Genomic DNA, 10,688 nt, shown 5'->3' with positions numbered 1-10,688 from the left:
ATCGCCACGCCGTTCGAGGTGCCGCAATCGTCTTCGACAACGACCAGATCCTGCGTCACGTCGACGAGACGACGCGTCAGGTAACCCGAGTTTGCAGTCTTCAGTGCCGTGTCGGCCAGACCCTTACGTGCACCGTGGGTCGAGATGAAGTACTGCAACACGTTCAGGCCTTCGCGGAAGTTCGCGGTAATCGGCGTCTCGATAATCGAGCCGTCCGGCTTCGCCATCAGGCCACGCATACCGGCCAGCTGACGAATCTGCACCGCCGAACCCCGGGCGCCCGAGTCGGCCATCATGTAGATCGAGTTGAACGATTCCTGGCGCGTTTCGTTGCCGTCGCGGTCGATCACCGGCTCCGTCGACAGCTGCTCCATCATCGCCTTGCCGACCGCTTCCGACGTCGCCGACCAGATGTCGACCACGTTGTTGTAGCGTTCCTGCGCGGTGACGAGACCCGACATGTACTGGCGGTCGTACTCCTTCACCTTCTTCGCTGCGTCGCCGACGATCGTTTCCTTCTGCGGCGGCACGAGCATGTCGTCCACGCAGATCGAAATGCCGGCACGCGTCGCGAGGCGGAAACCCGACTGCATCAGCTGGTCGGCGAAGACCACCGTCGCGCGCAGGCCGCACTTGCGGAACGCCGTGTTGATCAGGCGCGAGATTTCCTTCTTCTTCAGCGGCTTGTTCAGCACCGAGAACGGCAGGCCCGGCGGCAGGATTTCCGACAGAATCGCACGGCCGACGGTCGTCGCGTACAGCGAGATCTTCGGCACGAACTCCGGCGCACCTTCCGACGTGTCCTCGTTGCGGACCATTTCGGTAATCCGCACGTTGACGCGCGAAGCCAGCTCGACTTCCTTGTTCTCGTAGGCGCGCAGCACTTCCGACACGCCCGTGAACGTCAGGCCTTCGCCCTTGCCGTTGACCGCTTCGCGGGTCGCGTAGTACAGACCCAGCACGATATCCTGCGACGGCACGATCGACGGATCGCCGTTCGCCGGGAACAGCACGTTGTTCGACGCGAGCATCAGCGTGCGCGCTTCCATCTGCGCTTCGAGCGACAGCGGCACGTGAACGGCCATCTGGTCACCGTCGAAGTCGGCGTTGAACGCCGCGCAGACGAGCGGGTGCAGCTGGATTGCCTTGCCTTCGATCAGCACCGGCTCGAACGCCTGGATACCGAGACGGTGCAGCGTCGGCGCACGGTTCAGCATCACCGGGTGCTCGCGGATCACCTCTTCGAGGATGTCCCACACGACCGGCGTCTGGTTCTCGACTTCCTTCTTCGCCGCCTTGATGGTCGTCGCGACGCCCATCACTTCCAGCTTGTTGAAGATGAACGGCTTGAACAGCTCGAGCGCCATCAGCTTCGGCAGACCGCACTGGTGCAGCTTCAGCGTCGGGCCGACCACGATGACCGAACGGCCCGAGTAGTCGACGCGCTTACCCAGCAGGTTCTGACGGAAACGACCGCCCTTACCCTTGATCATGTCCGCGAGCGACTTCAGCGGACGCTTGTTCGCGCCCGTCATCGCCTTGCCGCGGCGGCCGTTGTCGAGCAGCGAGTCGACGGCTTCCTGCAGCATCCGCTTTTCGTTGCGGACGATGATTTCCGGCGCCTTCAGCTCGAGCAGACGCTTCAACCGGTTGTTACGGTTGATCACGCGGCGGTACAGGTCGTTCAGATCCGACGTCGCGAAACGGCCGCCATCCAGCGGCACGAGCGGACGCAGCTCCGGCGGCAGCACCGGCAGCACTTCGAGGATCATCCACTCGGGCTTGATGCCCGAGCGCTGGAATGCCTCGAGGACCTTCAGACGCTTCGCGTACTTCTTGATCTTCGCTTCCGAACCGGTGTTCTTCAGTTCGGTGCGCAGCGTCTCGACCTGCTCGTCGATGTTGATCGCGCGCAGCAGTTCACGCACGCCTTCCGCGCCCATTTCGGCACGGAATTCGTCGCCGTATTCCTCGACCTTGTTGTAGTAATCCTCTTCGGTCATGATCTGACGCGCCTTCAGCGGCGTCATGCCCGGATCGATCACCACGTACGCTTCGAAGTACAGCACGCGCTCGATGTCGCGCAGCGTCATGTCGAGCACCATGCCCAGACGCGACGGCAGCGACTTCAGGAACCAGATGTGCGCGACCGGCGAGGCCAGCTCGATGTGGCCCATGCGTTCGCGACGCACCTTCGCGAGCGTCACTTCGACGCCGCACTTCTCGCAGATCACGCCACGGTGCTTCAGGCGCTTGTACTTGCCGCACAGGCACTCGTAGTCCTTGATCGGGCCGAAGATCTTCGCGCAGAAGAGACCATCGCGTTCCGGCTTGAACGTCCGGTAGTTGATGGTCTCCGGCTTCTTCACCTCACCGAACGACCACGAGCGGATCTTGTCCGGCGAGGCCAGACCGATCTTGATCGCGTCAAAAACTTCTTCTTGTTGGACTTGCTTGAATAGATCGAGCAAAGCTTTCATCGCTTCTCTCCAGTAGTCCGATTAGTCCCGGTCCAGGTCGATGTCGATGCCGAGCGACCGGATTTCCTTCACCAACACGTTGAACGACTCAGGCATGCCGGCGTCGATCACGTGGTCGCCCTTGACCAGGTTTTCATACACCTTGGTCCGGCCGTTCACGTCGTCCGACTTCACCGTCAGCATTTCCTGCAGCACGTAGGATGCGCCGTACGCTTCGAGCGCCCACACTTCCATCTCACCGAAACGCTGGCCACCGAACTGCGCCTTACCGCCCAGCGGCTGCTGCGTCACGAGCGAGTACGGGCCCGTCGAACGCGCGTGCATCTTGTCGTCGACCAGGTGGTGCAGCTTCAGGTAGTGCATGTAGCCCAGCGTCACGCGGCGCTCGAACTGCTCGCCCGTGCGGCCGTCGTACAGGCGGACCTGGTTCTTCGACGGGTTCATGTCGAGCTGTTCGGCGATGTCGTCCGGGAATGCCAGATCGAGCATCTTCGACATTTCTTCCTCGGTCGCACCGTCGAACACCGGCGTCGCGAACGGCACGCCTTCGCGCAGGTTCTTCGCGAGCTCGAGGATTTCCTCGTCGGTGAAGCTCTCCAGATCTTCCGCGCGACCCGACTCGTTGTAGATCTTCGTCAGGAAGACACGCAGTTCCTCGATCTTCGCCTGGCGCTGCAGCATTTCGCCGATACGCCAGCCCAGACCCTTCGCGGCCCAGCCGAGGTGCACTTCCAGAACCTGACCCACGTTCATCCGCGACGGAACGCCGAGCGGGTTCAGCACGACGTCTGCCGGACGGCCGTCGGCCATGTACGGCATGTCTTCGACCGGAACGATCTTCGACACGACACCCTTGTTACCGTGACGGCCTGCCATCTTGTCGCCAGGCTGCAGACGGCGCTTCACCGCGAGGTACACCTTGACCATCTTCAGCACGCCCGGCGGCAGTTCGTCGCCTTGCGTGAGCTTCTTGCGCTTCTCTTCGAACGCGAGGTCGAACTGGTGACGCTTCTCTTCGATCGAGTTCTTGATCGCTTCGAGCTGCGCTGCCGCTTCGTCGTCCGCGAGGCGGATGTCGAACCAGTGGTAGTGGTCGAGGTCTTCCAGGTAAGCCTGGTCGATCTTCGTGCCCTTCGCGAGCTTCTTCGGGCCGCCGTTCGCGACCTTGCCCACGAGCATGCGCGCGAGACGCTGGAATGCGTCGCCTTCCACGATGCGCAGCTGGTCGTTCAGGTCCAGACGGTAGCGCTTCAGTTCATCGTCGATGATCTGTTGCGCGCGCTTGTCGCGCTGGATGCCTTCACGCGTGAAGACCTGGACGTCGATCACCGTGCCGCTCATGCCCGACGGCACGCGCAGCGACGTGTCCTTCACGTCCGACGCCTTCTCGCCGAAAATCGCGCGCAGCAGCTTCTCTTCCGGCGTCAGCTGGGTTTCGCCCTTCGGCGTCACCTTGCCGACCAGCACGTCGCCCGCTTCGACTTCCGCACCGATGTACACGATGCCCGATTCGTCGAGACGGCCGAGCTGGACTTCCGCCAGGTTCGAGATGTCGCGCGTGATTTCTTCCGGCCCGAGCTTCGTGTCGCGAGCAACGACGTTCAGCTCTTCGATGTGGATCGACGTGTAGCGATCGTCGGCCACGACCTTCTCCGAGATCAGGATCGAGTCCTCGAAGTTGTAGCCGTTCCACGGCATGAACGCGATCAGCATGTTCTGGCCGAGCGCGAGCTCGCCCAGGTCCGTCGATGCGCCGTCGGCCAGCACGTCGCCGCGCGAAACCTTGTCGCCCATCTTCACGATCGGACGCTGGTTGATGTTCGTGTTCTGGTTCGAACGCGTGTACTTGATCAGGTTGTAGATGTCGACACCGACTTCACCTGCGACCGCTTCGTCGTCGTTCACGCGAATCACGATACGGCCTGCGTCGACGTAGTCGACCACGCCGCCACGGAACGCCTGAACCGTCGTGCCCGAGTCGACCGCGCAGGTGCGCTCGATGCCCGTACCGACGACCGGCTTCTCCGGACGCAGACACGGCACGGCCTGACGCTGCATGTTCGAGCCCATCAGTGCACGGTTCGCGTCGTCGTGCTCGAGGAACGGAATCAGCGAAGCTGCAACCGACACGATCTGCGACGGCGCCACGTCCATGTACTGGATGCGATCCGGCGTCACCATCATCGTTTCGCCGGCTTCACGCGACGACACCAGTTCGTCGACCAGCTGGCCGTTCTCGTCGATCGCCGCGTTCGCCTGCGCGATCATGTAGCGGCCTTCTTCGATCGCCGACAGATAGTCGATCTGGTCCGTGACCTTGCCGTCGACCACCTTGCGGTACGGCGTTTCGAGGAAGCCGTATTCGTTCAGGTGCGCGTACAGTGCGAGCGAGTTGATCAGGCCGATGTTCGGACCTTCCGGCGTTTCGATCGGGCACACGCGGCCGTAGTGGGTCGGGTGCACGTCGCGGACTTCGAAGCCTGCGCGCTCGCGCGTCAGACCGCCCGGGCCCAGTGCGGACACACGACGCTTGTGCGTGATTTCCGACAGCGGGTTGGTCTGGTCCATGAACTGCGACAGCTGCGACGAACCGAAGAACTCGCGGATCGCCGACGAAATCGGCTTCGAGTTGATCAGGTCGTGCGGCATCAGGTTTTCGCTCTCGGCCTGGCCGAGGCGTTCCTTGACCGCGCGCTCGACGCGCACGAGGCCGGCACGGAACTGGTTTTCCGCCAGTTCGCCGACGCAACGCACGCGACGGTTGCCGAGGTGGTCGATGTCGTCCACTTCGCCCTTGCCGTTGCGCAGCTCGACGAGGATCTTGATCGTCGCGAGGATGTCGTCGTCCTGCAGCGTCATCGGGCCGGTGATCTCGTCACGGCCGACGCGGCGGTTGAACTTCATGCGGCCGACCTTCGACAGGTCGTACGCTTCTTCGCTGTAGAACAGGCGGTTGAACAGCGCCTCGACCGCTTCTTCGGTCGGCGGCTCGCCCGGACGCATCATGCGGTAGATCGCGATGCGTGCCGCGGTCTTGTCGGCGGTTTCGTCGACACGCAGCGTCGACGAGATGTACGGACCCTGATCCAGATCGTTCGTGTAGAGCGTCTGGATTTCCTTGATGCCCGCTTCGCGCAGCTTCTCGAGCACGCTTTCGGTGATCTCGTCGTTCGCGTTCGCGATCACTTCGCCGGTCTCGCCGTCGACGACGTTCTTCGCCAGCACGCGGCCGAGCAGATAGTCTTCCGGCACCGAGATGAACTTGGTCTTCGCTGCTTCGAGGTCGCGGATGTGCTTCGCGTTGATCCGCTTGTCCTTCTGGACGATGACCTTGCCATCGCGATCCGCGATGTCGAAACGCGCGACTTCACCACGCAGACGCTCCGGCACGAACTCGAGCTGCGCGCCTTCCGGCATCAGCGTGAAGTTGTCGAACACGAAGAAGTTCGCGAGGATCTGTTCCGGCGTGAGACCAATTGCCTTCAGCAGGATCGTGACCGGCATCTTGCGGCGGCGGTCGACGCGGAAGTACAGGATGTCCTTCGGATCGAATTCGAAGTCGAGCCACGAGCCGCGGTAAGGGATGATCCGTGCGGAGAACAGCAGCTTGCCCGAGCTGTGCGTCTTGCCCTTGTCGTGTTCGAAGAACACGCCCGGCGAACGGTGCAGCTGCGAGACGATCACACGCTCGGTGCCGTTGATGACGAACGAGCCCGTCGGCGTCATGAGCGGCAGTTCGCCCATGTACACTTCCTGCTCCTTCACCTCCTTGACGACCGGCTTGTTCGGCGATTCCTTGTCGAGGATCACCAGACGCACTTTCGCGCGCAGCGCGGAACAGTACGTCAGGCCACGCTGCTGGCATTCCTTGATGTTGAATGCCGGCGGCGACAGCGCGTAGCTCACGAACTCGAGACGCGCAAAGCCGTTGTGCGAAACAATGGGAAATACCGATGTGAAAGCGGCCTGCAAACCCTCAGGCTTGCGTTGCGCCGGCGGAACATCGGCTTGCAGAAACGTGCTGAATGATTCAAGCTGGGTGGCCAGCAGGAATGGAACTTGGTGAACGATGGGGCGCTTCGCAAAACTCTTGCGAATGCGCTTCTTCTCGGTGAAGGAATATTGCATACGATCTCCGAATCACGGCGGGCGCCGTCGAGGCGGAATACCTGGACGTGTCATACCCGAGTGTTCACCGACTGAGACCCGATGGCCGTCCGACGGCTTGAACGAGCCGAGAAGCTTGGTGGTTGGCCGCTACCAACCGCTGGCTGACGGCAGCGGATGCCTGTGTTGCCCGCTGCCCGACCAAACTTGCCTTCTGCAGTCGCTTCAGAAGACAAAGAGAATCGCCCATCACGATGATTCGGCGGTTTTCTTTGGCTTCTGGGGCCGTTTTCTTCGGCACGTTAAAGAGTGCCAAAACGACGTCCCCACAAAGCACAAAAAGGCCGGCGGTGGAAATACCGCCAGCCTTCGCACAGCGCGTCGAAACTTACTTGAGTTCGACCTTCGCGCCGGCTTCTTCCAGCTTCTTCTTGGCTTCTTCAGCAGCAGCCTTGTCGACGCCTTCCTTGACAGGCTTCGGTGCGCCGTCAACCAGGTCCTTCGCTTCCTTCAGGCCCAGGCCCGTCAGTTCGCGAACTGCCTTGATGACTGCAACCTTGTTGCCGCCTGCTTCAGCCAGAACGACCGTGAAGTCGGTCTTTTCTTCAGCAGCAGCAGCAGCGCCGCCGCCTGCCGGGCCAGCGACTGCAACAGCAGCTGCCGACACGCCAAACTTTTCTTCGAATGCCTTGACCAGTTCGTTCAGTTCCAGAACGGTCATCCCTTCGACTGCTGCCAGGATGTCTTCTTTTGCGATTGCCATTTGAAATACTCCTAAATTGAATTCGGATACAGCCAGCGATCAGTGACGCTGATATGCGTTCGATTACGCAGCTTCGGCTTGCTTCTTCTCAGCCAGCGCGGCCAGAGCACGCGCAAAGCCGGAAACAGGCGCTTGCATAACGAACAGCAGCTTCGAGAGCAGTTCTTCACGGCTCGGGATGCTTGCCAGCGCTTGCACGCCAGCCTTGTCCATCACCTTGCCATCGAACGAACCCGCCTTGATGACCAACTTGTCATTGCTCTTGCTGAAGTCGTTGACGACCTTCGCAGCAGCAATTGCATCTTCCGAGATGCCGTAGATCAGGGGGCCGGTCATCTGCTCTGCCAGCGGAGCAAACGGCGTACCTTCGACGGCGCGGCGCGCCAGCGTGTTCTTCAACACGCGCAGGTAAACCTGTTGCTCACGCGCTTTCGCGCGCAGCTTGGTCAGATCGCCAACCGCAATTCCACGATACTCAGCCAGCACAACGGTCTGGGCCTTCGCGACTTGCGCGGCAACCTCAGCGACGACGGCTTGCTTGTCTTCTCTATTAAGCGGCACGGTTAGCCTCCAGAAACGATACGTTCGGCATGAAGCCTCGCGTACCTCGTTCAACAACGGCGTCCGACTCGTTAGGAGTATTTCCACCTCATGCCGGGAATTGCTTCACGACCTGCGGCTTCACCACTGCAAAACTTTTTCGGGTTCGCCATCTGCGTTGGCTTGAATTAAGGGCTTGCCTGACTGCGACACGCCCACCAACGGTCTTTGATAACCGGTTGCCCGCCTTACCGCGCGGACAACCGCCCAAAGCCCTTTTTGGCCGCTTCGAGAAGCGGCCGGAATTTCTTGCTTACTGCGCGGCCAGCGTAGCCTGGTCGACACGCACGCCGACGCCCATCGTGCTCGACAGTGCGATCTTGCGCAGGTACACGCCCTTGCTCGTTGCCGGCTTGGCCTTCTGCAGCGCTTCGATCAGCGCCGACAGGTTCGAGCGCAGTGCGGTCGGCTCGAACGATGCACGGCCGATCGTTGCGTGGATGATACCGGCCTTGTCGACACGGAACTGAACCTGACCAGCCTTCGCGTTCTTGACGGCGGTTGCGACATCCGGCGTGACCGTACCGACCTTCGGGTTCGGCATCAGGCCGCGCGGGCCGAGGATCTGGCCGAGCGTACCGACGATACGCATCGTGTCCGGCGAAGCGATCACGATGTCGAAGTCCATCTGGCCAGCCTTGATCTGCTCAGCCAGGTCTTCCATACCGACGATTTCCGCGCCGGCTGCACGTGCTTGCTCAGCCTTCTCGCCCTGCGCGAACACAGCAACGCGAACCGACTTGCCGGTACCAGCCGGCAGCACGACCGAACCACGAACGACCTGGTCCGACTTCTTTGCATCGATGCCGAGCTGGACAGCAACGTCGATCGACTCGTCGAACTTCGCGCTCGCGCATTCCTTCACGAGGCTCAGTGCGTCTTCGATCGCGTACAGCTTCTGACGGTCGACCTTGGCGGCAAATGCCTGACGGCGCTTGGAGATCTTAGCCATTTACACGCCCTCCACAGTGATGCCCATCGAGCGTGCGCTACCAGCGATGGTGCGAACGGCTGCGTCCAGATCAGCTGCCGTAAGATCCGGCATCTTGGTCTTCGCGATTTCTTCAGCTTGAGCACGCGTGATCGAGCCGACCTTGTCGGTGTGCGGCTTGCTCGAGCCCTTGTCCACCTTCGCCGCCTTCTTGATCAGGACGGTTGCCGGCGGCGTCTTCATCACGAAGGTAAAGCTCTTGTCAGCGTATGCCGTGATGACGACCGGCACCGGCAGACCCGGCTCCATACCTTGAGTCTGCGCGTTGAACGCCTTGCAGAACTCCATGATGTTCAGGCCGCGCTGGCCCAGTGCCGGACCGACCGGCGGCGACGGGTTGGCTTTACCTGCAGGAATCTGCAGCTTGATAAAGCCGACAATCTTCTTTGCCATTTGAAAACCTCGTTGGAACGCCAAGCGGCGTTCGATGAGTGATAACGCGCGTTCGCCGCTCGGCTACTGGCGCTCCTCAACGGCCATGACGCGGGCCGTAAGCGCGAAGACGGGCAGCCGAGGCTGCCCATCGAATCGGGATCAAACTTTTTCGACCTGGCCGAATTCGAGTTCGACCGGGGTAGCGCGCCCGAAGATCGTGACCGATACACGCACTCGCGATTTTTCGTAGTTCACTTCTTCGACGGTGCCGTTGAAGTCCGTGAACGGGCCTTCCTTGACCCGCACCATCTCGCCGACCTCGAAGAGGGTCTTGGGACGCGGCTTTTCGACGCCTTCCTGCATCTGCGACATGATCTTCTCGACTTCCTTGGGGGAAATCGGCGTCGGGCGATTGCGCGCACCGCCCACGAAGCCGGTCACCTTCGCGGTGTTTTTCACGAGGTGCCACGTTTCGTCAGTCATTTCCATCTCGACCAGCACATAGCCGGGGAAGAAACGACGCTCGGTCACGGCCTTGTGGCCGCCCTTGACTTCAACCACTTCTTCGGTCGGAACCAGGATCTGACCGAATTTATCCTGCATGCCAGCACGCTCAATGCGCTCTTGAAGCGCCCGTTGCACGCTCTTCTCCATGCCGGAGTAGGCGTGCACGACGTACCAACGTTTTCCGCTCGGGGATGCCGGAGTATCGTTCATATCATTTCCAACCCAGAATCACCGAGAAAATCACCCATTCGATGGATTTATCGCTCAACCAGAGGAAAATCGCCATCACGAGCACAAAACCAAACACGACGAGCGTGGTTTGCGTCGCTTCCTTGCGGGTGGGCCATACGACCTTGCGAACTTCCTTGTACGAATCCTTGGCAAAGGCGATGAGACTTTTGCCAGGAGCCGACATCAGCCCGACGATAACGCCAGCGATCAAACCGGCAGCCAATGCGGCACCGCGGATGTACCACTGCTGGCCGCCAAGCCAGAAGAAGCCGACGAATCCGACCAAGACCAGCAATACGCCCAGGGCCAGCATCAGCTTATCGCCGGAGGTATTTACAGTTTCGACCGATGGATTCGCCATAACACCTTAAAACAAATGCCACGTAGAACGTGGCTTTTTTGGCAGGGGCAGAGGGAATCGAACCCCCAACCTTCGGTTTTGGAGACCGACGCTCTGCCAGTTGAGCTATACCCCTAGACCATGTTGGGGCTGGCTTTCACCAGCCCCGAAACTGTCGATCAACGAATAACTGGCTTACTCGATGATCTTGGCGACGACGCCAGCACCGACGGTGCGGCCGCCTTCACGGATTGCGAAACGCAGACCTTCTTCCATCGCGATCGGCGCAATCAG

8 protein-coding genes, 1 tRNA gene and 1 pseudogene are annotated in these 10,688 nt (G+C 60.9%); all 10 read right to left on the bottom strand.

Annotated features, from left to right (window positions below; genetic code table 11):
* On the bottom strand, positions 1–2,480 hold a 2,480-nt coding region (gene rpoC, locus KH616_RS14715), incomplete at its 3' end, for a DNA-directed RNA polymerase subunit beta' (RefSeq protein WP_292246248.1).
* Between the two features lie 21 nt (positions 2,481–2,501).
* Complete coding sequence (rpoB, locus tag KH616_RS14710; protein WP_292246245.1) at positions 2,502–6,608, bottom strand: DNA-directed RNA polymerase subunit beta; 4,107 nt, start codon at positions 6,606–6,608, stop codon at positions 2,502–2,504.
* 367 nt (positions 6,609–6,975) lie between these two features.
* The gene (rplL, locus tag KH616_RS14705; RefSeq protein ID WP_292246242.1) at positions 6,976–7,350 is read right to left on the bottom strand and encodes a 50S ribosomal protein L7/L12; all 375 of its coding nucleotides are present in this window, start codon (positions 7,348–7,350) and stop codon (positions 6,976–6,978) included.
* 63 nt (positions 7,351–7,413) lie between these two features.
* Positions 7,414–7,911, bottom strand: a complete 498-nt coding sequence (gene rplJ, locus KH616_RS14700) for a 50S ribosomal protein L10 (protein ID WP_059448627.1) — start codon at positions 7,909–7,911, stop codon at positions 7,414–7,416.
* A 292-nt stretch (positions 7,912–8,203) separates the two neighbouring features.
* A complete protein-coding gene (gene rplA, locus KH616_RS14695) occupies positions 8,204–8,902 on the bottom strand; it encodes a 50S ribosomal protein L1 (protein ID WP_006482906.1) in 699 nt (232 codons plus the stop codon).
* A complete protein-coding gene (rplK, locus tag KH616_RS14690) occupies positions 8,903–9,334 on the bottom strand; it encodes a 50S ribosomal protein L11 (RefSeq protein WP_006400671.1) in 432 nt (143 codons plus the stop codon). It lies immediately after the preceding gene.
* Between the two features lie 141 nt (positions 9,335–9,475).
* Complete coding sequence (nusG, locus tag KH616_RS14685; protein ID WP_060016995.1) at positions 9,476–10,033, bottom strand: transcription termination/antitermination protein NusG; 558 nt, start codon at positions 10,031–10,033, stop codon at positions 9,476–9,478.
* Between the two features lies 1 nt (position 10,034).
* Positions 10,035–10,415, bottom strand: coding sequence for a preprotein translocase subunit SecE (gene secE / locus KH616_RS14680; RefSeq protein ID WP_292246030.1), 381 nt, complete (start codon positions 10,413–10,415; stop codon positions 10,035–10,037).
* Positions 10,416–10,454: 39 nt separating this feature from the next.
* Positions 10,455–10,530 (bottom strand) — tRNA-Trp (locus KH616_RS14675).
* 59 nt (positions 10,531–10,589) lie between these two features.
* Positions 10,590–10,688 (bottom strand): annotated as a pseudogene (locus KH616_RS14670) (elongation factor Tu); the annotation flags it as partial.

This window comes from Burkholderia sp., assembly GCF_018375725.1.
In the GTDB taxonomy this organism is placed as follows: Bacteria; Pseudomonadota; Gammaproteobacteria; order Burkholderiales; family Burkholderiaceae; genus Burkholderia.
The sequence above is the reverse complement of the archived record's forward strand: the minus strand, read 5'-3'. Positions and strand labels throughout refer to the sequence as shown.

Bases quoted from the DNA above. Each gene is read 5' to 3' on its own strand.
- rpoB (WP_292246245.1), bottom strand. From the start codon at position 6,608: ATGCAATATTCCTTCACCGAGAAGAAGCGCATTCGCAAGAGTTTTGCG.
- rplL (WP_292246242.1), bottom strand. From the start codon at position 7,350: ATGGCAATCGCAAAAGAAGACATCCTGGCAGCAGTCGAAGGGATGACC.
- rplA (WP_006482906.1), bottom strand. From the start codon at position 8,902: ATGGCTAAGATCTCCAAGCGCCGTCAGGCATTTGCCGCCAAGGTCGAC.
- rplK (WP_006400671.1), bottom strand. From the start codon at position 9,334: ATGGCAAAGAAGATTGTCGGCTTTATCAAGCTGCAGATTCCTGCAGGT.
- nusG (WP_060016995.1), bottom strand. From the start codon at position 10,033: ATGAACGATACTCCGGCATCCCCGAGCGGAAAACGTTGGTACGTCGTG.
- secE (WP_292246030.1), bottom strand. From the start codon at position 10,415: ATGGCGAATCCATCGGTCGAAACTGTAAATACCTCCGGCGATAAGCTG.